Source organism: Sinorhizobium sp. KGO-5 (genome assembly GCF_036245905.1).
Lineage (GTDB): Bacteria > Pseudomonadota > Alphaproteobacteria > Rhizobiales > Rhizobiaceae > Sinorhizobium > Sinorhizobium meliloti_A.
The window spans coordinates 47096-72263 of record NZ_BDIZ01000013.1; the positions used below are offsets into that span (position 1 = coordinate 47096).

At 65.1% G+C, this 25168-nt stretch carries 24 protein-coding genes; 15 read left to right on the plus strand and 9 right to left on the minus strand.

Annotation, left to right across the window (positions count from 1 at the left end; translation table 11 throughout):
- Positions 1-22: 22 nt before the first annotated feature.
- Complete coding sequence (locus tag BHD07_RS29400) at positions 23-1540, minus strand: aldehyde dehydrogenase (NADP(+)) (RefSeq protein ID WP_338284074.1); 1518 nt, start codon at positions 1538-1540, stop codon at positions 23-25.
- A 242-nt stretch (positions 1541-1782) separates the two neighbouring features.
- Here BHD07_RS29400 and BHD07_RS29405 point away from each other — a divergent pair, with 242 nt between their 5' ends.
- Entirely contained in the window at positions 1783-2820 is a 1038-nt protein-coding gene (locus BHD07_RS29405; protein ID WP_338284075.1) for an Ldh family oxidoreductase, read from the plus strand.
- A gap of 81 nt (positions 2821-2901) precedes the next feature.
- Positions 2902-3294: a YkvA family protein gene (locus BHD07_RS29410; RefSeq protein ID WP_338284076.1), complete on the plus strand. Its 393-nt coding sequence runs from the start codon at positions 2902-2904 to the stop codon at positions 3292-3294.
- A 47-nt stretch (positions 3295-3341) separates the two neighbouring features.
- On the opposite strand, the gene BHD07_RS29415 is transcribed toward BHD07_RS29410, so the two are convergent.
- The 3 genes from BHD07_RS29415 to BHD07_RS29425 form a co-directional block, all read right to left on the minus strand.
- Positions 3342-4304 carry a dihydrodipicolinate synthase family protein gene (locus tag BHD07_RS29415; RefSeq protein ID WP_338284077.1) on the minus strand — a complete coding sequence of 321 codons (963 nt, stop codon included), beginning with the start codon at positions 4302-4304 and terminating at the stop codon, positions 3342-3344.
- Between the two features lie 117 nt (positions 4305-4421).
- Entirely contained in the window at positions 4422-5132 is a 711-nt protein-coding gene (locus tag BHD07_RS29420) for a GntR family transcriptional regulator (RefSeq protein WP_018098001.1), read from the minus strand.
- Between the two features lie 104 nt (positions 5133-5236).
- Positions 5237-6295 carry an adenylate/guanylate cyclase domain-containing protein gene (locus BHD07_RS29425; RefSeq protein ID WP_275599691.1) on the minus strand — a complete coding sequence of 353 codons (1059 nt, stop codon included), beginning with the start codon at positions 6293-6295 and terminating at the stop codon, positions 5237-5239.
- A 187-nt stretch (positions 6296-6482) separates the two neighbouring features.
- On the opposite strand from BHD07_RS29425, the gene BHD07_RS29430 reads away from it, so the two are divergent.
- The 5 genes from BHD07_RS29430 to BHD07_RS29450 all read left to right on the plus strand — a co-directional run bounded on the left by BHD07_RS29430 (position 6483) and on the right by BHD07_RS29450 (position 10485).
- Positions 6483-6932 (plus strand): SRPBCC family protein, encoded by a 450-nt coding sequence (locus BHD07_RS29430; protein WP_003528608.1) that lies wholly within the window; start codon positions 6483-6485, stop codon positions 6930-6932.
- 127 nt (positions 6933-7059) lie between these two features.
- Positions 7060-7611 (plus strand): DUF1003 domain-containing protein, encoded by a 552-nt coding sequence (locus BHD07_RS29435; protein ID WP_338284078.1) that lies wholly within the window; start codon positions 7060-7062, stop codon positions 7609-7611.
- Positions 7612-7684: 73 nt separating this feature from the next.
- Positions 7685-7960 carry a hypothetical protein gene (locus BHD07_RS29440; protein WP_338284079.1) on the plus strand — a complete coding sequence of 92 codons (276 nt, stop codon included), beginning with the start codon at positions 7685-7687 and terminating at the stop codon, positions 7958-7960.
- Positions 7961-8009: 49 nt separating this feature from the next.
- Positions 8010-9074: a polysaccharide pyruvyl transferase family protein gene (locus tag BHD07_RS29445; protein WP_338284080.1), complete on the plus strand. Its 1065-nt coding sequence runs from the start codon at positions 8010-8012 to the stop codon at positions 9072-9074.
- Positions 9061-10485, plus strand: coding sequence for a Coenzyme F420 hydrogenase/dehydrogenase, beta subunit C-terminal domain (locus BHD07_RS29450; RefSeq protein WP_338284081.1), 1425 nt, complete (start codon positions 9061-9063; stop codon positions 10483-10485). Before BHD07_RS29445 ends, BHD07_RS29450 begins: the two co-directional genes overlap by 14 nt.
- On the opposite strand, the gene BHD07_RS29455 is transcribed toward BHD07_RS29450, so the two are convergent.
- The 3 genes from BHD07_RS29455 to BHD07_RS29465 all read right to left on the minus strand — a co-directional run bounded on the left by BHD07_RS29455 (position 10398) and on the right by BHD07_RS29465 (position 13132).
- A complete protein-coding gene (locus tag BHD07_RS29455; RefSeq protein WP_338284082.1) occupies positions 10398-11360 on the minus strand; it encodes a beta-xylosidase in 963 nt (320 codons plus the stop codon). The genes BHD07_RS29450 and BHD07_RS29455 overlap by 88 nt on opposite strands.
- Positions 11361-11432: 72 nt before the next feature.
- Positions 11433-12032 carry a histidine phosphatase family protein gene (locus BHD07_RS29460; protein ID WP_338284083.1) on the minus strand — a complete coding sequence of 200 codons (600 nt, stop codon included), beginning with the start codon at positions 12030-12032 and terminating at the stop codon, positions 11433-11435.
- Positions 12029-13132: an inositol-3-phosphate synthase gene (locus BHD07_RS29465; RefSeq protein ID WP_338284084.1), complete on the minus strand. Its 1104-nt coding sequence runs from the start codon at positions 13130-13132 to the stop codon at positions 12029-12031. The genes BHD07_RS29460 and BHD07_RS29465 overlap by 4 nt, the downstream gene beginning before the upstream one ends.
- A 151-nt stretch (positions 13133-13283) precedes the next feature.
- Here BHD07_RS29465 and BHD07_RS29470 point away from each other — a divergent pair, with 151 nt between their 5' ends.
- Positions 13284-15029 carry a hypothetical protein gene (locus BHD07_RS29470; protein ID WP_338284085.1) on the plus strand — a complete coding sequence of 582 codons (1746 nt, stop codon included), beginning with the start codon at positions 13284-13286 and terminating at the stop codon, positions 15027-15029.
- 30 nt (positions 15030-15059) lie between these two features.
- Here the strand turns inward: BHD07_RS29470 and BHD07_RS29475 are convergent, their stop codons facing one another.
- Positions 15060-16085, minus strand: coding sequence for a Gfo/Idh/MocA family protein (locus BHD07_RS29475; protein ID WP_338284086.1), 1026 nt, complete (start codon positions 16083-16085; stop codon positions 15060-15062).
- Complete coding sequence (locus BHD07_RS29480; protein WP_338284087.1) at positions 16078-17070, minus strand: MDR/zinc-dependent alcohol dehydrogenase-like family protein; 993 nt, start codon at positions 17068-17070, stop codon at positions 16078-16080. The genes BHD07_RS29475 and BHD07_RS29480 overlap by 8 nt, the downstream gene beginning before the upstream one ends.
- A 332-nt stretch (positions 17071-17402) precedes the next feature.
- On the opposite strand from BHD07_RS29480, the gene BHD07_RS29485 reads away from it, so the two are divergent.
- Genes BHD07_RS29485 through BHD07_RS29515 form a run of 7 tightly spaced genes read left to right on the plus strand, consistent with a single transcriptional unit; the run spans position 17403 to position 25167 of the window.
- Positions 17403-18509, plus strand: coding sequence for an NAD-dependent epimerase/dehydratase family protein (locus BHD07_RS29485; RefSeq protein WP_338284088.1), 1107 nt, complete (start codon positions 17403-17405; stop codon positions 18507-18509).
- On the plus strand, positions 18506-19627 hold the full coding sequence (locus BHD07_RS29490) for an NAD-dependent epimerase/dehydratase family protein (RefSeq protein ID WP_338284089.1): 1122 nt from the start codon (positions 18506-18508) through the stop codon (positions 19625-19627). Before BHD07_RS29485 ends, BHD07_RS29490 begins: the two co-directional genes overlap by 4 nt.
- A complete protein-coding gene (locus tag BHD07_RS29495; protein ID WP_338284090.1) occupies positions 19624-20775 on the plus strand; it encodes a glycosyltransferase family 4 protein in 1152 nt (383 codons plus the stop codon). Before BHD07_RS29490 ends, BHD07_RS29495 begins: the two co-directional genes overlap by 4 nt.
- Positions 20776-20779: 4 nt before the next feature.
- Entirely contained in the window at positions 20780-21910 is a 1131-nt protein-coding gene (locus BHD07_RS29500) for a CgeB family protein (RefSeq protein ID WP_338284091.1), read from the plus strand.
- A complete protein-coding gene (locus tag BHD07_RS29505; protein WP_338284092.1) occupies positions 21907-22992 on the plus strand; it encodes a CgeB family protein in 1086 nt (361 codons plus the stop codon). Before BHD07_RS29500 ends, BHD07_RS29505 begins: the two co-directional genes overlap by 4 nt.
- Positions 22989-24107: a CgeB family protein gene (locus BHD07_RS29510; protein ID WP_338284093.1), complete on the plus strand. Its 1119-nt coding sequence runs from the start codon at positions 22989-22991 to the stop codon at positions 24105-24107. Before BHD07_RS29505 ends, BHD07_RS29510 begins: the two co-directional genes overlap by 4 nt.
- A 19-nt stretch (positions 24108-24126) precedes the next feature.
- Complete coding sequence (locus BHD07_RS29515) at positions 24127-25167, plus strand: UDP-glucuronic acid decarboxylase family protein (RefSeq protein WP_338284094.1); 1041 nt, start codon at positions 24127-24129, stop codon at positions 25165-25167.
- The last annotated feature ends 1 nt before the right edge of the window (position 25168 follow it).

Below are 25168 nucleotides of genomic sequence, written 5' to 3' on the forward strand. Positions count from 1 at the left end.
ATTGCGCAGTCGACGGGCTGGATCAGCCGAGGAAGTCCTCTGGCAGCAGGTCTTCCGGCATGTTCTGGTAAGCCACGGGACGCAGGAAACGTCGAATCGACATGGTCCCGACGCTGGTTGCGCCGAAATTGGTCGAGGCCGGATAGGGGCCGCCATGCACCATCGAATCGACGACTTCAACCCCGGTCGGGAAGCCGTTGACCAGCACCCGGCCCGCCTTGCGCTCGAGCACCGGACGCAGACGGCGCGCCGTCTCCAGGTCGCCCGCATCCATGTGGATGGTTGCGGTCAGCTGGCCCTGGAAGCCGCGCGCGAGCTCTTCCATTTCGGCCGCCGATCCCACCCGAACCACGAGACCAAGCGGGCCGAATACCTCTTCGCCGAGCGCATGGTCGGCCAGGAATTGCGCGCCCGTCGTTTCGAAGAGATTGGGCGATGCGTCACGGCCGGATGACTCGGTCGCAAGCAGCGGTTTCACGGCGTTGCGCGTCGCAAAGCGCGTCTGACCGTCGCGGTAGGCCTTGGCGATACCATCGGTCAGCATGGTTTGCGGTGCCACCTTGGCAAGCGCCTCGACGGCGGCGGTGGTGAAGCGGTCGGCATCCGCACCTTCGGTGACGACGGCGATGCCGGGATTGGTGCAAAACTGCCCGGCGCCCATGGTGAGTGAACCGGCCCATCCCTGCCCAAGCGTTTCCGCCCGTGCCTTCAATGCTTCCGGCAGCAGGAACATCGGGTTGACGGAGCCGAGCTCGCCGAAGAACGGGATCGGTTCGGGGCGTGCTGCGCAAAGATCGAACAGGGCACGTCCGCCGGCAAGCGACCCGGTGAAGCCGACGGCCTTGATATTGGGATGCTGCACCAGCGCATGACCGACGTCGCGGCTGCCGCCCTGGATCAGCGAGAATACGCCGGGATGAACACCCGTCTTGCGGATCGCTGCGTCGACGGCCTCGGCGACGATCTCGCCGGTGCCGGGATGCGCCGAATGGCCCTTTACCACTACGGGGCAGCCCGCCGCGAGCGCCGCGGCCGTATCGCCGCCGGCGGTCGAAAAAGCGAGCGGGAAATTCGAGGCACCGAAGACGGCGACCGGACCGACGGGGCGCTGGACCAGCCGTATCTCCTGACGGGGGGCCGGCTGACGCTCGGGCAGCGCCGCATCGACGCGCCGGTCGAGATAATCACCCTTTTCGATATGATCGGCAAAGAGCCTGAGCTGGCCGGTCGTGCGGCCGCGTTCGCCGTTGAGCCGCGCCCCGGGCAGGCCGGTTTCCTGGCTGCCGATCTCGGTAATCGCCTCCGCCCGGGCCTCGATCTCGTCGGCGATGGCGCGCAGGAAGGCGGCGCGCTCCTTGCGCGAGGAATAGCCATAGGTCCAGAAGGCTTCCTCGGCCGCCTCGCAGGCCCGGTTCACCAGCTCTACGGTGCCGACGGCAAAATCATGCGCCGGGCCATGCGCCGGAGCCGAGGCGAAGGTGCCTGCCCCATCGAGCCATTCGCCCGCGACGAGGTGTTTTCCTTTGGGGGTGAAAATCATCTGACTTTCCTTTCTCTGGATCACGATGACCCTGGTCGATTCGGCACAAGATCATAAAACGCGGCGATTCCCGCAACGAAACGGGATTGCCGGCGGAAATTCGCATACACTCTCCTCGCCCGTTGCGGAACCGTTACCTTCCGGCGAACAGACGAATTGCACTTGCCGGGGGTTTGTATACTCTATGTATGCAGAACATCAACCGCCTGCCCCTGAATCAGGCCTAGCATGAGAGAGACGACATGAGCGAGACAACCACCCTGACGACCACCGCGCTTCAGGAGCGCGTCGAGGCGATCTTCCGCAAGGGCGGCCTTAACGTGGTCCAGGCGGGCGCTCTCGCCCGGGTGATCGTCGCCGGCGAACGCGATGCCTGCAAGTCGCACGGCATCTACCGGATCGAGGGCGCGCTGCGCACGGTCAAGGCCGGCAAGGTCAAGCCGGACGCCGAGCCGGAAATCGTCGCGCAGGAAGCCTCGGCGATCGTCAAGGTGAATGCCAGGGGCGGTTTTGCCAATCCCGCCTTCGAACTCGGTCTGCCGGTGCTTGCCGAGCGTGCCCGCAAGCACGGCATCGCCGCACTCGCCATCAACGACTGCACGCATTTTTCGGCGCTCTGGCCGGAAGCGGAGGCGCTCACGGGAGAAGGGCTTGCCGGGCTGGTCATGTGCCCGAGCTATGCCACGGTCGCGCCGACCGGCGGCAACAAGCCGTTGCTCGGCACCAACCCCTTCGCCTTCGGCTGGCCGCGCGCGGGCAAGCCGCCCTACGTCTTCGACTTCGCGACTTCGGTCGCGGCCCGGGGCGAGATCGAGTTGCACCGCAGGGCGGGTAAACCGCTGCCCGAAGGCTGGGCCATCGATGCGCAAGGCAATCCGACGACCGACCCGGAGGCTGCGCTCGCGGGCGCCATGCTGCCCTTCGGCGGACACAAGGGCTCGGCCATCGGCACGATGATCGAACTGCTGGCGGGCATCATGATCGGCGACCTGACCAGCCCCGAAGTGCTCGACTATCTCGGCACCACGACGCTCGCACCCTTCCATGGCGAACTCATCGTCGCCTTCTCCCCGGAGGCTTTCGCCGCCGGCCGTCCAGGCGACCCCTTCGCCCGGGCCGAGCTGCTGTTCGAAGCGATCGTCGGTCAGGGCGCCCGCCTGCCTTCGCAGCGCCGCTTTGCCGCCCGAGCGAAGTCGGAGGCCGAGGGCATCACGCTGAGCGCGGCCGAGATCGAGCAGCTCGACCGGCTGCTGGCGCTCGGACTCGACGCCGTGGCGTGATCCCCGGCGGGCACTCTTCCACCCTCCTGTGGCAAGCATAGGAGGGATTCGGGCACAGGAGGGATTTCGGGGAATTCAGACATGACGTGGCTGGAACGGGTACGCCGATGGGCAAGGGGCATCAAGCGAGACGTCGTCGTCCTGTGGCTCGCGGCGCGTGACCGCCGTGTGCCCTGGTATGCGAAGCTGGCGGCAGGCGCGGTCGCGGCCTATGCATTGTCGCCGATCGACCTGATACCCGACTTCATCCCGGTCCTCGGCTATCTCGACGACCTGATCATCGTTCCCGTCGGCATCATCGTCGTGCTGAAGCTCATCCCGGTCGATGTCCTTGCGGATCTGCGCGCCACCGCAATGAAACACACCGCGCAGCCGGTGAGCCGGGCCGGGCTGGTGGCAGTCGTTTCAATATGGGTTCTGCTGGCAGTTCTTCTCTTTTGGGTGGCGCTCGGCCCCCCTGCCGCCGTGCGGTAAAAGAAAGAGGCCCTCCTGATGGAGAGCCTCCTCCGTCTCCGGCCCGATCAGGCCTTGTACTTTTCGACGGCGCCCGGGAGCTTGCTCCACTCGGCATACCAGGTGTTGAAGAGCTTGAACTGCGCCTCGACATAGCCGCGCTGGCTTTCGGTCAGCGCGTCGGTCTCGTTGAAGTGGAGCGTGTATTCCTTGTCTCCCTTCAGCACCATCATGTGCTTGAAATAGAGGACGAGGTCCGGCCCTTCATCGAAGGAGGAAAGCACGGCAAGCGCCTGCTCCAGTTCCTGTGCACGCTGGCGTGCGTCGACATCGCCGGCAGCAGCGGCCTGGGACAGGTTGCAGAGGTGGATCACTTCCTTCGGCAGCACGTTGCCGATACCGGTGATGGCACCGGTCGCGCCGCAGTTCACGAAGCCGTGGAAGACGGCCGTATCGACGCCGATCATCAGCGAGACGCCGTCGTCACGGCTGGTGATGTGCTCGGCCGCGTAGCGCAAATCGGCATTGCCGCCGAATTCCTTGAAGCCGACGAGGTTCGGATGCTCCGCGCGCAGCGCGAAGAAGAGGTCGGCGCGAGTGGCGAACCCGTAATAGGGGCTGTTGTAGATCACGGACGGCAGGTCCGGGGCGGCAGCCAGGATCGCCTTGAAATGCGCCTTCTGCGCCACGATCGAGGGACCGCGCGACAGCACCCGCGGGATTACCATCAGGCCCTGCGCTCCGACCTTCTGGGCATGCGCCGCATGCGCGACGGCCGAGGCGGTGTTGACGGCACCGGTGCCGACGATCACGGGGACGCCCGCCCTGACCAGTCGCTCCACGCCTTCCATGCGCTGCGCATCGGTCAGAAGCGGCCAGTCGCCCATCGAACCGCAATAGACGACCGCCGACATGCCGTCGGCAATCAACGCCTTGCCCTTGCGGACGAGGGCATCGAAGTCGGGCGAGCGGTCTTCCCTGCAAGGGGTCATCAGGGCGGGGATCACGCCCGAAAAAATCTTGGCCTTCATTTCAAACTCCTATTGGCCTGACGGATGGCAGAGACAGGACGCCATCGCGGCGATTGCCTGTGCTTCGATATGAAAATACCATTTGTATTTTATTTGTCGACAGAAATCGTGCTCGGCTCACAGGGCAATTTCAAGTCGGTCGTTGCGGGCGAAAAGCTTTTGAATTTGCTGGACGATCTGCTCGGCATGTGTGCGGGCCAGCCGATCGGCCGCCTCGACATCACGTGCGGCGATAACGGCGATCATGTCCTCGTGCTCGTCGACGAAGCGCTGCGGCAGCCGGTCGTCATAGGACTGATAATAGAGCCGGAGGATCCGCCGGCCCTCGTCGAGAAGCCGGTTGAACAGGCCGATGAAATAGGGATTGCGGCCGGCCTCGGCGATGGCCGAATGGAAGGCGGCATTGGTGGCGATCATCGCCAGCGCATCCTGCGCCTGGACCGCTGCGGCGAATTCCGCCTGACGGGCGCGGATCACCTCGAGATCCTCCGGGCGGTGATGTTCGGCCGCCAGGCGCGTCGTGACGCGATACATCAGCACCAGCGCGTCGAAGAAAGTGTGCAGGTTCAGGAAATCGATATTCGACACCATCGTCGATCTGTTGGGCAGCGTAGCGATCAGCCCCTCTCCCGCCAGCCGCACCAGCGCTTCGCGGATCGGCGTGCGCGACATCTTGAACCGTTCGGCAAGCTGCACCTCGTCGATCGGACAACCCGGCGGCAGAACCAGATCGAGGATTTCGTCCCGCAAGAGGTCATAGACCATCTTCACGCCGGAACCGCGCTTGCGTTCGGGAGCTGAATTGGTGTCCGTATCCTTGTTGGTCATGCGGTCTCCTTCTTGTCGACAAAAGAAATACTTCTCCGCGACGATTGGATCAACGGGCTTGCCCGCATGTTTCGCGGATTTCAGGCCTTTTTACCGATAATCTTTCAGGTCTCCGGCAGGGTAAAGACGGCGCAGGGCGCCGCGATGCCGCGCAGCGCGTGTTCGCCCAGCGGCACCAGCGGGGTTCTGGTCTCGGCGGCAAGCGCGCCCGAAATCAGCACGGATCGCCCGAGCGGCCGGCACAGGCCCTCCAGCCGGCTCACCAGATTGACGGCCGGACCGATGGCGGTGAAGTCCAGCCGATCGATCGATCCGACATTGCCCCACAGTATCTCGCCAAGATGCAGCGCCGCCCCGAAGCGCAACGGCGGCAGTTCCTGTTCGTGGCGCAGAGCCTCGAGATGCGCCATGCCCGCGCGGGCGGCAACGACCGCGCGCAGGGCCCGGTCGCAGGCCTCCGCCGGCAAAGCGTTGACCGGGAAGATCGCCAGCACCCCGTCGCCGATGAACTTGAGCACCTCGCCGCCGAAGGCGTGTATCGCTCCGGCAAGCCGGTCGAACCAGTCGTTGAGCGCCGCGATCACGCGGGCCGGCTCATGTTCCTCGGAAAGGCCGGTGAAGTTGCGCAGGTCGGCATAGAGCAGCGCCGCACGGATGCTCTCTCCGGTGCCGCGGCTCAGCGCCCCGGCCTGCACACGGGCAGCACTGCGGCGGCCCAGATAGGCCTCGAGCAGCGCCGCGCGCGTCGCCCGCTCCGCCAGGACGGCCAAGGGCGCCGCCGCGAAGCGGGCGGCCTGGCGCAACCGCGCGACCTCGGCCGGATCGAACTGCCTCGTCCCGGCCCAGCCCAGCACCACCTTCTCTTCCGTCTGGCCGACCACGTCCTCCTGCACCGGACCGAACCCCGCCAGCCAGTCGCGACCGGCGTGGTCGACCGGCCCTTCGGCAAAGCCGAGCGCCTCGATGACCGCGCCGTCCTCCGCCCGCCAAAGCCAGGTGCGCCGCGCGATGATCGGATGCGGCACCGCCAGCGTCAGGGCACCGCCGGCCAGCGGAAGGCCGTCTGCGCGGAGCCGGGTTCCGAGCTCTGCCAGGAAGGGATCGGGGCCGGACGAGGTACCGGCCTCATCCAGAAGCCATGCGAGGGGTGCGGGCAGGTCCATGCGTTGATCATAGAGCAGTTGCAGGAAATGTGTGAACCGATCTGGCCTCGCGGCACTGATCCGAAAATCGCCCCGGCTCCGCAGGCAGTGGCGCGGGCGCTCCCCTCGGGATATGATCGTTCCCGTCCGGATCCGGCGCGCGGCCTTCTTTCTCGCCGGCGCTCGACGGCAACCGAAGGGGAGTGCGATGCAAGAAGCTCTCGTCGTCCGCCGCGAAACGCATGTCTCGGCACCGCCAGCGGCAGTGTTCGCCCTACTCACCGACCCGGAGAAGATCCTGCGCTGGATGGGAACGGAGGCTGATGTCGAGCCGAAGCCCGAGGGGCTTTATCTCGTCAATGTTACCGGAGCCCGCTTCGCCCGCGGCTCCTTCCGCGAGGTGGTGCCGGTGCACCGCCTGGCTTACAGCTTCGGCTGGGACGACAGCGATGTCGTGCCGCCGGGCTCGAGCCTGGTCGAGATCGACCTGATCGAGCAGCCGGATGGAACGCTGGTGCGACTGACCCATTCGGGCCTGCCCAATGCCGAGCAATGTGCCGGTCATGCCGAAGGTTGGGCCCACTATCTCGATCGGCTTTCGGAAGTTGCCGCGGGACGCGACCCCGGGCCTGACCCGTGGCACGGCCGTACCGGGTGAGCCTCGGCCCCGGCCGCTGACCTGGGAGCTTCCGCCTCGTCCTTCTCGCGCGGAACTTTGCGGAGCCTGACGTGTTTGCCGTAGCCGCCGGCAACAAGGCGGCCCACAAGGTGTCGCGAGTGTTCGAATGGGATCGAGAAGGAACAGTACCGAGGAAAGATCGTCCGCCGCTCGAACCATGCCGAGGCTCGAGCGCAACATAAACGCCATTCTGAAGCGGCGCGAGGAAGACGAACGCGGGCGGAGGGCGCACGACAGGGTCGCCCAGGCGATCACGAACTTCGCAGGCTCCATGACTTTCGTCGGCTTGCACGTCCTGGCGTTCGGCGCCTGGATCGCTCTGAACCTCGGTCTGGTCCCCGGCATACCGGTGTTCGACCCGACCTTCGCCGTCCTCGCCATGGTTGCTTCGGTGGAGGCGATCTTCATTTCCACTTTCGTTCTGATCAGCCAGAACCGAATGGCCGAGAAGGACGACGAGCGCTCCGACCTCAATCTGCAGATTTCGCTCCTTGCCGAGCAGGAGGCGACGCAACTGCTCGCGCTTCTTCGTGAGATAGCCGGCCGGCTGGGCGTGAAGGTGGACGGTGAAGAGGACATCCGTGAACTCACCGAGGAGATCACGCCGGAAGAGGTCCTCAATCGGCTCGAGGACCAGAAGGTCCGGTCGGGCGATTAGAACGACGCCCATCTGCCGCAGGAACAATCGGCCGGGCCCGTCATTTGACGACTGACAACAAAAGGAGCCCAAGATGGATGAGTCACAAGCCATTTCCCGTCCGCAACGCGCTTCCGACTATTCCGGTCGCCGGATGGACTGCATCGCCGCTCTGCGGCCGGCCGTTTCGGACCTGGCGGCGACATCCCAGGAAAGCATCGTGGCGGCGATGGGCGGGGAGTTGACCGACGATCTGCTGGCGCTCGCCCATCGGGCCGAGGCGGCCGGTTGGACGTTCGAGGAGGCATCGGCGGCGATCGAGGAGCTTGCGCGCGAATATGAGGGCGCGAAAGGAACCATCTTCGATTGAAACCGGTTGAACCCGGCGATCTGCTTCCACGATCAGGAGATAGAGGCCGTTGGCGAAACTCGGCGTTTTGACCTTCCATCGCTGCATCAATTATGGATCGTTCTGGCAGGCGCGATCTCTTGTCCACGGTCTTCGTTCGCTCGGCACCGACCCCATTGTCCTCGATCATCATTCCGCCCGCGTCACACGGACCGAGTGGCGCTGCGCGATGCAGCCGCTTCTGCCGGAGAGGACCCCTCGCGCCGACATTCCGCTCTACGCTTCCAAGATCAGAAAATTTCAGAGCGCCCTGGCTTCGGTGCCGATGAGTGCCCCCTTCGCACTGGACGATCCGGCCGGCGCCGAAGAATGCGATATCGTCGTCGTGGGCAGCGATGAGGTTTGGAACTTGCGGCACCCCTGGTACGGCGGTTGCTCGCTTTTCTACGGGGAGGGTCTCTCCGCCAAGAGAACCGTTTCCTACGCGGCGACGTTCGGAAACCACCCCGCGGCCGATGGCCTCGAACCATACTGGGCTGAAAGGCTGCGCAAATTCGATGGAATTTCCGTCCGCGACAACAATTCGAGGGCGATCATCGAAAAGGATGTGGGACGCGAGCCGACGCTCGTTCTCGACCCGTGCCTGCAGTTCCCCGAGACGATTTCCTTCGGCCCGAATGCTCTGGCTTCACGCCCCTACATAGCCGTCTACGGACATTCGTTCCCGTCGTGGTTTCAGCACACGATCCGCCATCGGGCGACGACGCGCTCGCTGCCTCTCGTCAGCATAGGCTATCGTAACGAATGGGCGGACGAGCAGTGGCTCGATGCCGGGCCCTACGAGTTCGCCGCCTGCATGGCGGGTGCCGAGGCCGTCGCGACGAATTTCTTTCACGGCTGCATCTTCTCCCTCCTCAACGACAAGCCATTCGTCACGGTCCTTTCCGACTATCGTTCCAACAAGATCGCCGATCTCGCACGCACCGCCGGCGCGGAACGGCACGTGGTATCGCAGGAGACGCCGCAAGCCGACTACGAAACACTTCTCGCGCAATCCCCGAGCCCGGCTATCGCGAGAAGGCTCGCCGAACTCCGCCGGCAATCACGGACCTATCTGACAGATGTCCTCGCCTGAGCGACCCGCACCCGCCTTGGCCAGCGCCTTGCTCTCGCCGGGGCAGATGGCGAAATCCGGGCTCTGCATCGGTTGCGGCACGTGCATGGCGCAATCGGGCGGCAGCGCCGCGATGCGTCTCGACCGCTATGGCCAGCTCAAACCGGCCGCTACACATCGCCCCGACGGTTTCGCCGAGCTGTGCCCCTTTTCGCCCCACGCCCGAAGCGAAGACCAGATCGCCGAGGCGCGCTTCGGATCGGCGCAATTTTACGACCCGCGGATCGGCCGCTTCGAAGCAGCCTATGTCGGCCATGTCATCGAGGGCAGCTTTCGAGCGGACGGCAGTTCCGGCGGCATGGCCAGTTGGACCGCCGCGGAGCTTCTCAAGAGGAACCTGGTCGACGCGGTGGCGCATGTGGTTCCCTGTTCGGGCGCCGGCGACCGTCTGTTCCGGTATCAGGTCTCGCGGTCCGCGGATGACCTGCGCAAGGGCGCCAAGTCGCGCTATTATCCGGTGGAGCTCTCCGGCGTCATCGCCGAAATGAAGCGGCACCCCGGCCGCTACGCAGTCGTCGGGATACCCTGTTTCATCAAGGCGATCCATCTCCTCTGCCTCAACGACCCGGTGCTTGAGGAGCGCCTTGCCTTCACCCTCGGCCTGTTCTGCGGACACATGAAGAGCACCCGCTTCGTGGAAAGTTTCGCCTGGCAGATGGACACGGAAATGAACGCCGTAGCGGGCGTGGACTACCGCCTGAAGGATTCCGCAAGACCGGCAAACTGGTACACGGCCCATCTGCGGCTCAGGGACGGAAGCACGAGAAGCAAGGATTGGTGGCATCTGGTCGACGGCGACTGGGGAGCCGGGTTCTTCCAGAATTCCGCCTGCAATTTCTGCGATGACGTGGTTGCCGAAACGGCCGACATCTCCTTCGGCGACGCCTGGGTCGAACCCTATTCGTCCGACGGCCGCGGAACCAATGTGGTCGTCGTTCGCTCGCCCCTGCTGCAGACGCTCGTGGCCGAAGCGATCGACGCGGGAAAGCTCGACCTGAGCGCGGTCGACAGTGCCTTCGTCGTGGAGACGCAGGCTGCCGGTTTCAGGCAAAGACGGGAGGGGCTGGCCTTCCGGCTGGCCTGGCCGCGTTCCGGCATTCGACCGAGGAAACGCGTTGCGCCGAAGTGGAGGGGCTTGCCTGCACGGCGGATGCTGATTTACTGGCTGCGCAGCGCGATCAGCGCAAACAGCCACCGTGTCTTCTGGCTTGCCAGAGCCCTGAACATGCCGGCCGCCTATCTTCGCTGGGCGGCGGCGATGCTCGCTCTCTACCAGGGCGTGACCTATTCACGCGGCTGGATCGGCAAGCTCGCCGATGCCATTGCGACGCCTTGGCGCAAGGGCTCGAAGGACGACGGGGCGGGCGCATAGCGCGCCGTCATTTCGGCACAGAATTCGGCAAACTCCTCCGGTACGAGGGGCGCGCTCGTGTGGTGCGGAGCAAGCCCCCGGTGCTCGGGCGTGAAGCAGTAGGTGACGGTGACGTCGAAATCCTCGAGCGCCTCCATCTGGCGATCGAACCAGTCGAGCGCATTCGGCCGGAAGCGGTCGGCCCAGGAGAGTCCGGTGCGCAGATATGTGACGCCTAGGCGCTTCATCCAGGCGACGGCATCGTCGAGGCGCGGGTCCTCGAAATGGAACCATTGTACGAGCCCGATCTCCGGCGTGTGGCGGGCAAACTCCTCGAACGCCAGTTTCGGCGTTCCGTCCTCGCGCAGAAGACCCATGTAGAAATGCCGGTAGTAGGACGAACCCTCGGCCTCCCGATGCCGCGTCGTCGCCGGCCAGGCCCGCGGCAGGTCGTAAAGGCTGTACCATTGAATGCGATCCGCCCGGCCCTTCAGGAGTTCGGCGGTTCGCTTCAGTCCCCAGAGCTGCACTTCCTCGGCGCCGAAGGTGGAGACGCCGACCTCGCTTACCCAGACCGGCAGTTCGGTGACGCTCTTCAGTTCATCGAGCTTCTGCGGCCATTCATGGATCTGCCAAAGGTTCCAGTCGAGCGGGAAACCATGGGCCGCGACGGCGTCGACATGGTCGAGCACGCCTTCCGATTTCATCAGAGCGAGGAAGTTCGGATCGATCGGCGAAATTCCGCCGAGCACGCGTGTGAGCCTGGGATTGACCTCCCGGATCGCAGCCGCGGCCAGCTTCGCCATATGGGCAAAGCGGCTCCAGTCCGGATCGATCTCCGGATCCCAATGCGACTTGTTGTTCGGCTCGTTCCAGATCATGGCGGCTTCGATCATGAGTACCTCCGAATTGCCGGAAACGCCGGCCGGCCCCCCGCATTTGCGGCACCGGCGGAAGCGGCCGGCCGGCTACGACACGTTTTCGTTCAACGTCAGGATTTTCGCGCCCCAATCGCCCATCACCAGCACCGAGATGGAAGCAGGGGCGATTTCGAAGCGCGGCCAGGCGTCGGCGGAAAGGCCTAGAATATGACAGACCAGGGTTTTGATGACGTCCGCGTGGCTGACCAGGGCGACCTTCTCCTGGCCGTGGCGCTGCGCAAGCTCCGCCACAAGTCCCACCGCCCGGCATTGCACGTCCAGCATCGTCTCCCCGCCCGGGGCACGCACGAGGCTTCGCATCGCGTTCCATCGCCGCCAGAGCGGGTCCGTATCGAGGACGTCGAAAGTCTTGCCCGACCAGTCGCCGAAATCCACCTCGTCGAGCGCTTCCGTGGTCACGACTTCCGCAACTTCCGACGCCGCGGCGATCGCCGCGGCCGTTTCCTGCGTGCGTTTGCGCGGGCTCGCATAGATCGAGCCTATGCCTTCGCCGGCCAGACGCGCCGCGAGCCGCTGGGCCTGCTCGCGGCCCGCGGTGCCGAGCGGCACGTCGCCGGTCCGCCCGGCAAGAAAGCAGCCGACCCTGTCATGGGCGGCATGCCGTACCAGAAGGAAAGTGGTCGTCACTCGGCGGCCCCCAGGAGTGCGTCGGTATCGCCGGCGATGAATTCCTCGAGGCGTCTGCGCGCTTCGGCATCGGTGAACTGCCGCGGCGGCGACTTCATGAAGTAGCTCGAAGGGGCAATCAGCGGACCGGCGATGCCGCGGTCGATTGCGAGTTTGGCGCAGCGAACCGCATCGATGACGACTCCTGCGGAATTCGGCGAGTCCCAGACTTCGAGCTTCAGTTCCACGTTGAGGGGAACGTTGCCGAATGTCGTGCCCTCGACGCGAATATAGGCGAACTTGCGGTCGGCAAGCCAAGGGACGTGATCGCTCGGGCCCACGTGGATGTCGCCGGCCGCGAGCGGAAAATCCATCTGGCTGACGACCGATTGGGTCTTGGAAATCTTCTTCGATTCGAGCCGTTCCCGCTCGAGCATGTTGAGAAAATCGGTATTGCCGCCGAAATTGAGCTGGTAGGTCCGATCTATGCGCACCCCCCGGTCGCGAAAGAGGTTGGCAAGCAACCGGTGCACGATTGTCGCGCCGACCTGGCTCTTTATGTCGTCGCCGATGAGCGGCAGGCCGCGCTCGGCGAATTTGCGCTGCCACGACTTGTCCGAGGCGATGAAAACGGGAATGCAGTTGACGAAACCGCAGCCCGCGGCAAGCGCCTGCTCCGCATACCAGCGCGTGGCGACTTCGGAACCGACCGGAAGATAGGAGACGAGCACGTCCGTCTCGGTCCGCCGCAGGACCTCCGCGACGTCGGCGGCGGGCGCATCGGATTCCTCGATCTCCTCGCGCAGATAGCGGCCGATGCCGTCGAGCGTTCTGCCGCGCTCGACGAGCACGCCGGTGGCGGGAACCTCCGCAAAGCGGAACGTGTTGTTGGGAGCGGCGTAGATGGCCTCCGCGACATCGCGCCCGACCTTCGAAGCGGCGACGTCGAAAGCCGCTGAGAGCTCGATATCACCGACGTGGTATCCGCCGAGATTGGTATGCATCAGGCCCGGAACCGGCTCGTCCTCCTTCGCGTCGCGATAGAATGTCAGCCCTTGGACGAGGGAGGACGCGCAATTGCCGACACCGACCAGCCCGACCCGAATGGAGTTCGATCGCATCTCACCACTACTCCTGCGCAGTATCTACAATGCTTGCCAAACCCGCGCGCAACCGATTGGTTCCTTCTTCTTTCTCCCGTTTCTCGCGCATCGCGGATCGAATTCAGCCGCAGCGCGTTGAAGGGGCGGACAGGAAAGTGAGCGAGACTTCATGCTCGTATACGGTGACGCAAAGCGCCTGGAGCGCGCCGACACGCTATGCGCCGAGATCGCCTCGCGCCTGCATAGGGCCCAACACCAGCCGCCGGGCATCGCGCGCCACACCGAGCTCGTCGCCATTCTGCTCAGGGCGGGGGAACTCGTGCAGGGGTTTGCCGACCTGGAACTGGCGCGGATGGGAGTCGACGACTTCTCCGCATCGCGCCAGACCGGCGAGCGCCTCCTCCTCGACCTTGCCGGGCTCGTCGCCCGGTCCTGGCGCCAGGGCTTCGCCGGCCCGGTGATCGTGCCGGCCCGTGTCGCAAGGTCGCTGGCGGACAGCCAGGCACCGCTTTCCCTCAGCATTCGCGAGCCGGAAGGCTATGCCTTCTATGCTCTTTACCCGGAGAGCTATTTCGAGGCCGCGGCAGGTTCCGGGCTTCCTGCCGACACGGTGGTGATCGGCCTGCGCAGCATCGGCACTACGCTCTCGGCACTTGTCGCGGCTTCCATCGGTGCCGCGCCTCCGGTCACACTGCGGCCGATCGGCGATCCGTTCCGAAGGCGGCTTGCAGTCGCGCCGCAACTTGCGGAACGGCTGCTGCGCGACCGGGCGGCGGATTTCGCGATCGTGGACGAAGGACCCGGCCTTTCCGGCAGCTCGTTCGGATGCGTCGCGGATTGGCTGGAGGATCACGGCGTCGGCGCCAACCGCATTCACTTCTTCCCCGGCCACAAGGGAGGACTTGGGCCGCAATCCTGCGACCGTCATCGCCAGCGCTGGGCGGAAAGGCCGCGCCATGTCATCGACGTCGACGCTCTCCTGATCAAGCCGTCGCATTCTGCGCGCCACCTCGCCGATTGGGTCGCCCATCTCGTCGGCCCGCTCGAGAAGCCGCTCGAAGATGTCTCAGCCGGCCTATGGCGCAAGATGCTTCCCGGCGATCGCTGGCCTCCCGCAGACGGCAGGTTCGAACGCCGGAAATTCCTGGCGCAAACCGCCGACGGTCCGTGGCTCGTCAAGTTTGCGGGACTCGGCGAAGCCGGGCAGCGCAAGCTCGTCAAGGCGCGTCTTCTTGCCGAGGCAGGCTTCACGCCACCGGTCGCCGGATTATGCCATGGCTTTCTGGTTCAGAAATGGGTTTCGGCGAAGCCGATGGCGCCGCCGGAATTCCGCCGGCCGGCCTTCATCGCCCATCTCGGCCGCTATCTGTCCTTCCGGGCGCACAGCCTGCCGCCGCCCGCGGCGCAAGGGGCATCCATGGCCAAACTCTGCGAGATGGCAGTGATCAACACCGAAGAGGCATTGGGCAGAGCGGCAGCGTCGCGGCTGAAGAGCCGCCTCGGCGATCCGGAACGATACAATTCGACGATCGTGCCGGTCGATACGGACAACCGGCTTCACCGGTGGGAATGGCTGGTCGAAGGAGAGCGACACATTCTCAAGACCGATGCGTTCGACCACAGCAGCGCCCATGACCTCGTCGGCTGTCAGGACATCGGCTGGGACATTGCAGGAGCGAGCATAGAATTCGACCTCACGCGGGAGGAGCGGGCGGCGCTGCGCGCGGCCGTATCCGAAGGCTGCTCGCGCATTCCGGATGCCGGGCTGCTGGAGCTCTTCGAACTCTCCTATCTCGCCTTCCAGCTGGGCCTGTGGATGTCGGCAAAGGCCGTGGCCGCCCCCGATGAAGTCCCCCGGTTGGAGGCCGCAGCCGCGCGCTATGCGAGGTTCCTTCGGCGCCGGATCGAAGATTAGGATAGGAGCCGCAGCGGACGGCACGCCGCCCTACCGCCCATAAATCTTGTCCAGCACATCCGCCACTGTGACCAGATACTCGTTGTCGGGATCGAAGCGCGCGCCTGCGGCCAGCCGCTCGGCCCAGCCGGCCGCGGCGCGTCCGCCCCAGGCGTCGGGGGGGACCGCAAGCACCTCGCGTTGCGTGCCGCGATACCGTTCGGCCGTGAAGTCCAGATACGATCCGTTGACGTTTCTCAGGCTGGCGCCGCCTTCGGTGCCATAGAAGTCGGCGCTGATCACCGCATCGCATCCGGCCTGCAAATGCCATGAGCATGCGATCCTGGCGAGAGCGCCGTTCGCCAGTCCGACCGTAGCGACGGCGTAATCCTCGACCTCGTCGCCGTCGCGGCGGATGGGCAGACCTTTGGCGAAGAGCCGGCTTTCCACGCGGGCGACGTCCGGGAACCCGAGGACCCAGAGAAGGAGGTCGACCAGGTGCACGCCGAGATCTATGACGCAGCCGCCGCCGGAAAGCGCCTTGTCGTAGAACCACGGCTTGCTCGGCCCGTAGGCATTGTGAAAGGTGAGGTCCACGGCGAACACGGTGCCGAGTTCGCCCGACGCGATCAGGTCGCGAATCTGCCGCATGCCGTCGGTGTAGCGATAGGAGAGATCGACGCTCAAAAGCCTGTCGACATGCCGGGCGGTTTCGACCACCGCCGCGGTCTCGTCGCGCGTGCGGCCGAGTGGCTTCTGGCAGAAAACCGCCACGCCCTGCTCCAGTGCCACGATTGATTGGGCGGCGTGGAGCGCGCTCGGCGAAGCGATCACGATGCCGTCGAGCTCCTGGTCGAGCAGTGCCTCGAGCGAGTTCACGACGGAGGCCTCGGGGGTCAGCTCGCGGGCCGCCGCCGCCATTTCCGGCGAAGGATCGAAGATCGCGACGGTTTCGACGGATCCGGTTTCGACCACCGCCTTCATCCGGTGGAAGCCGATTCTTCCGACGCCGAGAAAGCCGACGCGGGGGCGAATGACGGCCTTCGGGCTCGTTGAAAGCTGCATTGCGTCACTCATGGCAGATCACCAGCGCTTTGATGAAACCTTCCGGCCGGTCGCGCGTCATGTCGAGCGCGGCGCCGAGTTCTTCGAGCGCAAACCGATGGGTGTAGAGCCGCGAGGGAGAAAAACCACCCGCTGCCGTCGCTTCGATCGCCTCGTTCATGCCGCGCATATAAACGGCGGGATCGCGTTCATGCGCGTTGATCACGTCCAGGCCGCGCCAGTTCCAGAGCTGCATGTTCACCTGTCGGGGGCCGTCCTGGTGGTAGCCCGCGACGACGAGCCTGCCGCGCTCCTTCGTCAGTTCGCCGGCAAGATCGAGCGGCCATTGCTTGCCGACCGCCTCGATGACGCAATCGCAGAAACGCCCGTCGGTCAGTTGCTTCACCTCTTCGATGATCCGCCAGTGATCGTCCATGGGAATCACTTCGCTCGCACCGGCCTGCTTGGCCGCGGCGAGCGAAGACGGCCTGCGCGATATCGCTATCACCCGCGCGCCGGCAGCGCTTGCGAGTTCGGTCAGAAGAATCCCGAGAAAGCCGATACCGACGATCGCCACAGTCTCTCCCGGACTGATCGCGCTGCGCCGGAAGATGTTGAAGGCACAGCCGAGCGGTTCGCCGGGAAAGGGCTGATCTGCAAGAGACGCCGGCAAGGAGGCGATCGCGCTCTGATCGGCGATGTCGTGCGTGGCATAGGCATGATAGGAAAGTGCCGCCACGCGATCGCCCGGCGCGAAACCCTGCACGCCCTCGCCGACCGCGTCGACAATGCCCCAGCCCTCGTGTCCGAGCGCGCCGGGTTCCGTCGGAAACTGCATCCATTCCGGACCCGCCCAGGGAACGAGATTTGAGGCGCAGACGCCGCAGCCTTCGAGCCTTATCCGCACCTGGCCGCGACCCGGTTGCGGCAACGGCAACGTCTCTATGCGCACCGCGCCCGGCCCGGTGACGATAGCGGCGGACATCGTGTCCGTCCGCTGAGATATGCTGATGTTCATGTCAGCTCCTTCCCTCGTGGCGACCTGTCCGGCAGCACGAAAAGGGTGTCGCGAGGTCCGCCGGACCCGCCCCTGCCCCGGCCAAAGAAAGCTCCGAGCAATGTTCAAGAGCCTCCCGCCCTTAACTTGATGTTGCAGCTTTTGTTCCTGATGCCCGCAGTTCGCGTGGAACACTCCCGCGAAAGAGAGGTTTGTACCTTGGCACGGGGCGACGCCCCCGGGGGATCAAAGAAGAACATCAAAGAAGAAGAAGTCAAAGAAGAAGGAACATTTGCGACGCACGTTTGTTGGAGGTTTGTCTCTATCTCTGATTGGTCATCATCAGGTGCATTATGACAAAAGTACTTGTTACCGGCGGCTGCGGCTTCATAGGGCGGCATGTTGTCGAAGAGCTTCTTTCAAGGAACTACGACCTGCGCGTCCTCGATGCGTTGAACGATCAGGTCCATGCGGATGCGCAGGTCACGCTGCCACCGGAAGTAGACATGCGGCGCGCCGACATATGCGACGCAGACGCGGTGAAAAGCGCGCTGAAGGACGTCGATCACGTCATTCATCTCGCCGCGGAAGTCGGCGTCGGCCAATCGATGTACGAGATTTCCCGCTATGTCGGCGTGAACGACCTGGGCACCGCCGTCCTGCTCGAGGCGATGATCGGCATGCCGATTCGGCGGATCGTCGTCGCCTCTTCCATGAGCGTTTACGGCGAAGGCTTGTACGAGACGACGACCGGCGAGCGTCGTGCGCATATCCGGCGATCCCCCGCCGAGATCAAAGCCGGCGCCTGGAACCCGTCCGGTCCTGACGGCGAACGCCTGAGGCCGATCGCCACCGACGAGAACAAGCCGGTCGACCTCGCTTCCATCTACGCGCTCACCAAATATGCGCAGGAGCGTCAGGTCCTCATATTCGGGGAAGCCTATGGGACGGACGCGGTGGCGCTGCGGCTCTTCAACGTCTACGGCGCCGGCCAGGCGCTTTCCAACCCTTATACGGGCGTGCTTGCCAACTTCGCCTCCCGCCTTGCCAACGGGCAATCGCCGATGGTCTTCGAGGACGGCCGGCAGAAACGTGACTTCGTGCATGTCCGCGACGTGGCGCGTGCCTTCCGGCTGGCGCTCGAACAGCCGCACGCCGCCGGCCACGTCATCAATATAGGCAGCGGCAACGCCTACGCCATTGCGGACATCGCCTCGCTGCTTGCCGAAGCGATGGGTGTACCGGAGATCGAGCCGGAGATCATGAACAAGGCCCGCTCAGGCGATATCCGCAATTGCTTTGCCGATATCGCCAAGGCACGCGACCTTCTCGGCTTCGAACCGGCCCACCGGCTCGAGGATTCGCTTGCGGACTTCGCCCAATGGGTCCGTAGCGCCGGCGCGATCGACCGCGGCGCCGAGATGAAACGCCATCTGGAAGCACGGGGGCTGGTCCTATGAGCGGCCGGACGGTCGGCACGGACCGGCATCTGGCGGCGCCCGCTCTTTCCGGCAAGACGGCGCCGATCCTGGTCGTTGGCGGCAGCGGCTTTCTCGGCAGCAATCTGGCCGACAGCTTTCTGCGCGACGGCGAGCACGTGATCGTTCTCGACAATCTCAGCCGTCCCGGCGTCGAGCGAAACCTCGAATGGCTGGTGGACGGCCACGGCCGTGCCGTCGAGGCATTGATCGCGGATATCCGCGACCTCGGCGCGATCGAACCTGCCTTCAGAGAAGCCAGGGCTGTGTTTCATTTTGCGGCCCAGACGGCGGTAACCACCAGCCTCGAGCAGCCGACGGACGATTTCGAGACGAATGCCCGCGGCACGCTCAACGTGCTCGAAGCCGCACGCCTGGCCGGGCGCCGTGCGCCCGTCATCTTCGCCAGCACAAACAAGGTCTATGGCGCCCTCGGGCACATGGCGATGCAGGACATGCGGGGCCGTTACATGCCGGCCGACGAGGCGACACGCGAGCATGGCGTCGGCGAGGCCCAACCGCTGGATTTCTGTACGCCCTACGGCTGCTCGAAGGGCGTCGCCGACCAGTATGTGCTGGATTATGCCCGCTCCTTTGGCTTGCCGACGGCCGTGCTCCGGATGAGCTGCGTCTATGGGCCGAGGCAGTTCGGCACCGAGGACCAGGGCTGGGTCGCCCATTTCCTCATTCGCGCCCTCGCCGGCGAGCCTGTTTCGATCTATGGCGACGGCAAGCAGGTCCGCGACATTCTTCATGTCACCGATGCGGTCGCGGCCTATAGAGCGCTCCTGAATTCGATCGACCGCCTGAAGGGGCGCGCTTTCAATCTTGGAGGCGGACCCGCCAATGCCGTCAGCATTATGGACGTGCTGAGCGAGATCGAGCTTTTGACCGGCCGCACGCTCTCGAAGGCAAAAAGCGATTGGCGCGCAGGCGACCAATTGTACTTCGTCGCCGATACGCGCGCGATCGCCGATGCGCTTGGCTGGAGGGCCGCAATGCCCTGGCGCGAGGGCTTGCGCGACCTCTACGCCTGGCTTCACGACGATCGGGGTGCGGTCAGCAGGATCCGGCGCCAACCGCGGAGGGTCACCGCATGAGCCTTCCCGCCGTTTCCGCCGCTCGATTTGACGGCCGCCGCAGGGCCCCGGGCCCACTGCCGCGGCGGGTGTTGATGACCGTCGATGCCGTTGGCGGCGTCTGGCGCTATGCGATGGATCTCGCTGCGGCCATGCGCGATTGCGGCGTGGAGCCGCTGATCGTCGGCCTCGGCCCGCAACCTTCCCCGGAGCAACGGCGCGAGGCAAACAGCATCGGCCGGCTCGAATGGACGGCTCAGCCGCTCGACTGGATGGTCGAAGACGAGAGCGAGCTCGACTGCGTCCCGCACCTCCTGTCCGAACTTGCGCTCCGGCATTCCGTCGATCTCCTCCATCTCAACCTGCCGTCCCAGGCGGCGCGAATAACGGCGGAACTACCGCTCGTCACCATGTCGCATTCCTGCGTCGCCTCCTGGTTCGCTGCGGTGCGCGGGTCCGGTTTGCCGGAAGCCTGGGCCTGGCAGAAGCGATTGAACCGGCTGGGATTCGACCGCGCCGACCTGGTGCTCGCGCCGAGCCGAAGCCATGCCGCGACCCTGACGCGCACTTACGGCGCAATCCCCGATCTCGCAGTCGTCTACAATGCGAGCCGGAATGCATGCTCCGTCGGCACCAAGGAAAACTTCGTCTTTGCCGCCGGTCGCTGGTGGGACGAAGGCAAGAACGGCGCCGTGCTCGACAGGGCCGCCGCCGACATAGCCTGGCCGGTCGTAATGGCCGGTGCCTGCGAAGGCCCGAACGGGCAGCGCCTGGCGATCATGCATGCCGATCACGAAGGCGAACTCAGCCATGACCGGACGATGAGGCTGATGTCGAAGGCCGCGATCGTCGTCTCTCCATCGGTCTATGAGCCCTTCGGGCTGGTGGCGCTGGAAGCCGCGCGTGCAGGCGCCGCACTGGTCCTCGCCGACATCGAAACCTATCGCGAGCTCTGGGAGGGCGTCGCCCTTTTCGCCGACCCCGGTGATCCCGCCGCCTTTGCCGAAGCCGTCAACCGGCTGACGGAGGATGCAAAGCTCAGGGCCGACCTTGGCCGGCGGGCGCAGCTGCGCTCAGCCGATTTCACGGTCGAGGCTCAGCGCGACGCGGTGCTCGCCGCCTACCGGCGGGTGATGAGCGGGTCCGATCGATTGACGGCAGCGGAGTGAGCGGATGCGATTTCTCTTCTACACCCACTCATTGGTGTCCGACTGGAACCACGGCAATGCGCATTTTCTGCGCGGTGTCATGCGCGAACTCATCCGGCGAGGCCACGAGGCCGTAGCGCTCGAGCCCGGCGATTCCTGGAGCCGGCGTAATCTCGTCGCAGATCAGGGTAACGGAGCGATCGCTGCCTTCCGCAAGACCTTCCCCGATTTGAGGGTCGGGATCTACGGGGCCGATTTCGAGCATGAAGCGGCGGCCCGCGAGGCCGACATCGTCATCGTGCATGAGTGGACCGATCCCGCTCTCGTCGCCGAGCTCGGCCGCATTCGCCTGAATGGCGGGCGCTTCACGCTCGCTTTCCACGATACCCATCACCGCGCCGTCAGCGCCGAGCGGGACATCGCCCGGCTCGACCTTTCCGGATACGACTTCGTTCTGGCCTTCGGTGAGGCGCTGCGGGAGCGTTATCTGCAGGCGGGCTGGGGAAGGCATGTCCATACCTGGCACGAGGCTGCGGATACCTCGCTGTTCCACCCGATGCCGGACGTGGAAAAGCGGGGCGAGCTCATCTGGATCGGCAATTGGGGCGACGACGAGCGCAGCAGCGAGATCATGTCCTTCCTGGTCGAACCGGCGAAAAAGCTGAAGCTCAGGACCACCGTCCGCGGCGTGCGATATCCCGAGACCGCGCTCAGGGCTTTACGGTCCGCGAAAATCGACTATGGCGGCTGGCTCGCCAATGCCGCCGTTCCGCGGGCTTTCGCCGAGCATCGGGTCACCGTGCACATTCCGCGCCGGCCTTATGTCGAGGCCCTTCCGGGCATACCGACGATCCGCGTCTTCGAGGCGCTTGCCTGCGGCATTCCGCTGATTTCGGCGCCTTGGACCGATGCCGAAGGACTTTTCCGGCCGGGCAGGGATTTTTGCCTTGCCAAGGACGGCAAGGAGATGACGCGCCTTCTGCGCCAGTTGCTCGCCGAACCGGACTTCGCCGCGGAGATGACCGCCTCCGGGTTGGAGACGATCCGGGCGCGCCACACATGCAGCCATCGCGTCGACGAGCTTCTCGCCATCGTGGCCTCCTACAGGCCGCGCTCCGGGGCGCGACAGATCATTTCGGAGGAGGTCGAGGTATGAGGCTGGCATTTTACGGATCGAGTCTCGTTTCGGCCTACTGGAACGGCGCGGCCACCTACTATCGCGGCCTACTCCGGGCGCTTGCCGAACGAGGATATCAAATCACCTTCTACGAGCCTGATGTCTACGATCGGCAGAAGCACCGCGATATCGATCCGCCCTCCTGGTGCAGGGTCGTCGTCTATGACGGGACCGTCGAGGCGTTGAAGCGAGTGGCGCAGGAAGCAGCCAAAGCGGACATCGTCGTCAAGGCGAGCGGCGTCGGCTTCGAGGACGAACTGCTGCTCGCCGAGGTGATGGCCGCGGCAGGCCCGGCGGCGCTGAAAATCTTCTGGGATGTCGATGCACCCGCCACTCTGGCCGAACTAAGGGCCGCGCCCGACCACCCGCTTCGCCACGCGCTTTCCTCCCTGGATCTCGTGCTGACCTATGGCGGCGGCGATCCCGTGGTCGAAGCCTATCGCGCGCTTGGCGCCCGCGATTGCGTTCCGATCTACAATGCCGTCGATCCGGAGACGCACCATCCGGTGCCGCCGGATCCGCACTTTGCCGCCGATCTCGCCTTCCTCGGCAACCGCCTGCCGGACCGGGAGGAGCGCGTGGAGGCCTTCTTCCTCGAGCCGGCGCAAAAGCTCTGGCAACGGCGTTTCCTGCTCGGCGGATCCGGGTGGCACGACAAGTCTCTGTCCCCGAATGTCGCCTATATCGGGCACGTCCCGACCGCCGACCACAATGCCTTCAACACGACGCCGAATGCCGTCCTGAATATTTCACGCGCCAGCATGGCCGAAAACGGCTTCTCGCCGGCAACCCGCGTCTTCGAGGCCGCGGGCGCCGGCGCCTGCCTGATCACCGACTACTGGGAGGGCATCGAGCTCTTCCTGAAACCCGGAGAAGAAGTGCTGGTCGCCAGAGACGGCCGCGACGTCGCCGAACTGATGCAGCAACTGACGGCGGCCGGCGCCCGGGAGATCGGCGAACGGGCGCTCCGCCGCGTTCTCGCCGAGCATACCTATGCGCACCGTGCCGAGGAGGTGGACCGCGTCCTGCGGCAGGCGCGCCGCATGGAGGCTGCCGAATGAAGCGACCGCTCGACATCGTCATTCTCGGTCTCTCGCTGTCCTCCTCGTGGGGCAACGGTCATGCGACGACCTATCGCGCTTTGCTTCGCGCGCTCGACGCTGCCGGGCACAAGGTGAAGTTCCTGGAACGGGACGTGCCCTGGTATGCGAGCAACCGCGATCTGGCCGCGCCGGATTTCTGCGACCTCGTGTTCTACGCGAACCCGGACGAACTCGTCTCCAGGCATGCGCACAGGCTGGCCGGCGCGGATGCCGTCGTCATCGGCTCCTACGTGCCTGATGGCGTGGAGGTCATCGACGCGGTCGCGGATCTCGCACCGAAACGCCTGTGCTTCTACGACATCGACACGCCCGTGACGCTCGCCAAGCTCGAGCGCGGCGACGAGGAGTTTCTCGCGCGAAGACAGGTGGCGGACTTCGACATTTATTTTTCCTTCTCCGGCGGCAGAACGCTCGACCGGCTGCGGGACGAGTTCGCGGCGCGGCGGCCGGTGCCCCTCTATTGCGCCGTCGACCTCGACGCCTATCGCGATACCGGTGCGGCCACCGAGTGGGACCTCGGCTATCTCGGCACCTTCAGCCCCGACAGGCAACCCGCGCTCGAACGCCTGTTGATCGAGCCGGCGCGGCGCTTGCCGCATATGCGCTTCGTCGTGGCCGGACCGAGCTATCCTGAGGACATCGATTGGCCGGAAAACGTCGCGCGCATCGAACATCTGCCGCCCGGCCAACATGCCGAATTCTACAGCCGCCAGCGATTCACCCTGAACGTGACGCGGGCCGACATGGTGGCCGCCGGCTGGTCCCCGAGCGTTCGCCTCTTCGAGGCCGCCGCGTGCCGCACGCCGCTCATCAGCGACTGGTGGGAGGGAATCGAAAGCTTCTTCCCGGCCGGCGAGGCCGTGATCATCGCGCGAAACAGCAGCGATGTCGTCACGGCATTGACGCGGCTCGACGAAGCAAAACGCAAAGCACTTGCCGATTGCGCCTATCGACGCGTCGCCGCCGCGCACAGTTCCGCGGCGCGCGCATGGACCTTTGTCGAGGCAATCGAAAGCGTCGCCGCCAGGGCCGGTCTCGCCACAAGGCGTTCCGAGCGGCGGCTTCCGGTTTAACCCGAAAGGAGAACGGCCGATGGCTAAAAGAAACAAAGCAAGCCGAGGAAAGATCATCCTGGTTGCCGGCGGCGCCGGCTTTGTCGGGTCGCACCTTTGTACAGCACTTCTAGGCTCCGGCAACCGGGTGATCTGCCTCGACAGCTATCTCACTGGCTCCCCTGCCAATCTCGTCGGCCTGCAGGACGACCCCTATTTCGCAATGGTGGAACAGGACGTCTGCGACGAAATCGACATCGATGAACCGCTCGACCAGATCTACAATCTGGCCTGCCCCGCCTCGCCGCCCTCCTACCAGGCCGATCCCATCCACACGATGATGACAAGCGTGACCGGGACGGGGAACCTCCTCCGGCTTGCCGAAAGGCACGGGGCCACGCTGCTGCAGGCCTCCACAAGCGAGATCTACGGCGATCCCGAGGAGCATCCGCAGCAGGAGAACTACTGGGGCCACGTCAATTGCACCGGGCCGCGGGCCTGCTACGACGAAGGCAAACGCGCGGCCGAAGCCCTCTGCTTCGACAGTCTGAGGGCGGGAAGCGTCGACACGCGGGTCGCCCGCATCTTCAATACCTACGGTCCGCATATGCGCCCCAATGACGGCCGGATCGTATCGAATTTCATCGTCCAGGCGCTGAGGAACGAGCCGCTCACCGTTTACGGCAGTGGCGAGCAGACGCGCTCCTTCTGCTACGTGTCCGATCTCGTGGACGGACTGATCCGGCTGATGAACCGCGAGGAGAATCCTGCCGTGCCGGTGAACCTCGGCAATCCCGGAGAATTCACCGTCATCGAACTGGCGGAGCTGGTCCTCTCCAGGATCCAGACGGCCTCGACGATCGTCCATGAGCCGCTGCCGGCGGACGATCCGCAGCGTCGCCGTCCCGATATCGCGCGCGCCAGGAAGCTTCTCGGCTGGGAGCCGAAAGTTCCTCTGGAGGACGGGTTGACCCATACGATCGCCTGGTTCCAGAGCGCACTTGCCGGAAGCCGCGCTGAACGCCGGTCCGGCCGCACCCGGCGCCAGCCGCAACTTTCCGTCGTCACTCAGGATCTGTGAT

What these genes read in the sequence shown, in the direction of transcription:
- BHD07_RS29400 (WP_338284074.1), bottom strand. Translation starts at nt 1,540, where the DNA reads ATGATTTTCACCCCCAAAGGAAAACACCTCGTCGCGGGCGAATGGCTC.
- BHD07_RS29405 (WP_338284075.1), top strand. Translation starts at nt 1,783, where the DNA reads ATGAGCGAGACAACCACCCTGACGACCACCGCGCTTCAGGAGCGCGTC.
- BHD07_RS29410 (WP_338284076.1), top strand. Translation starts at nt 2,902, where the DNA reads ATGACGTGGCTGGAACGGGTACGCCGATGGGCAAGGGGCATCAAGCGA.
- BHD07_RS29415 (WP_338284077.1), bottom strand. Translation starts at nt 4,304, where the DNA reads ATGAAGGCCAAGATTTTTTCGGGCGTGATCCCCGCCCTGATGACCCCT.
- BHD07_RS29420 (WP_018098001.1), bottom strand. Translation starts at nt 5,132, where the DNA reads ATGACCAACAAGGATACGGACACCAATTCAGCTCCCGAACGCAAGCGC.
- BHD07_RS29425 (WP_275599691.1), bottom strand. Translation starts at nt 6,295, where the DNA reads ATGGACCTGCCCGCACCCCTCGCATGGCTTCTGGATGAGGCCGGTACC.
- BHD07_RS29430 (WP_003528608.1), top strand. Translation starts at nt 6,483, where the DNA reads ATGCAAGAAGCTCTCGTCGTCCGCCGCGAAACGCATGTCTCGGCACCG.
- BHD07_RS29435 (WP_338284078.1), top strand. Translation starts at nt 7,060, where the DNA reads ATGGGATCGAGAAGGAACAGTACCGAGGAAAGATCGTCCGCCGCTCGA.
- BHD07_RS29440 (WP_338284079.1), top strand. Translation starts at nt 7,685, where the DNA reads ATGGATGAGTCACAAGCCATTTCCCGTCCGCAACGCGCTTCCGACTAT.
- BHD07_RS29450 (WP_338284081.1), top strand. Translation starts at nt 9,061, where the DNA reads ATGTCCTCGCCTGAGCGACCCGCACCCGCCTTGGCCAGCGCCTTGCTC.
- BHD07_RS29455 (WP_338284082.1), bottom strand. Translation starts at nt 11,360, where the DNA reads ATGATCGAAGCCGCCATGATCTGGAACGAGCCGAACAACAAGTCGCAT.
- BHD07_RS29465 (WP_338284084.1), bottom strand. Translation starts at nt 13,132, where the DNA reads ATGCGATCGAACTCCATTCGGGTCGGGCTGGTCGGTGTCGGCAATTGC.
- BHD07_RS29470 (WP_338284085.1), top strand. Translation starts at nt 13,284, where the DNA reads ATGCTCGTATACGGTGACGCAAAGCGCCTGGAGCGCGCCGACACGCTA.
- BHD07_RS29475 (WP_338284086.1), bottom strand. Translation starts at nt 16,085, where the DNA reads ATGAGTGACGCAATGCAGCTTTCAACGAGCCCGAAGGCCGTCATTCGC.
- BHD07_RS29480 (WP_338284087.1), bottom strand. Translation starts at nt 17,070, where the DNA reads ATGAACATCAGCATATCTCAGCGGACGGACACGATGTCCGCCGCTATC.
- BHD07_RS29485 (WP_338284088.1), top strand. Translation starts at nt 17,403, where the DNA reads ATGACAAAAGTACTTGTTACCGGCGGCTGCGGCTTCATAGGGCGGCAT.
- BHD07_RS29490 (WP_338284089.1), top strand. Translation starts at nt 18,506, where the DNA reads ATGAGCGGCCGGACGGTCGGCACGGACCGGCATCTGGCGGCGCCCGCT.
- BHD07_RS29495 (WP_338284090.1), top strand. Translation starts at nt 19,624, where the DNA reads ATGAGCCTTCCCGCCGTTTCCGCCGCTCGATTTGACGGCCGCCGCAGG.
- BHD07_RS29500 (WP_338284091.1), top strand. Translation starts at nt 20,780, where the DNA reads ATGCGATTTCTCTTCTACACCCACTCATTGGTGTCCGACTGGAACCAC.
- BHD07_RS29505 (WP_338284092.1), top strand. Translation starts at nt 21,907, where the DNA reads ATGAGGCTGGCATTTTACGGATCGAGTCTCGTTTCGGCCTACTGGAAC.
- BHD07_RS29510 (WP_338284093.1), top strand. Translation starts at nt 22,989, where the DNA reads ATGAAGCGACCGCTCGACATCGTCATTCTCGGTCTCTCGCTGTCCTCC.
- BHD07_RS29515 (WP_338284094.1), top strand. Translation starts at nt 24,127, where the DNA reads ATGGCTAAAAGAAACAAAGCAAGCCGAGGAAAGATCATCCTGGTTGCC.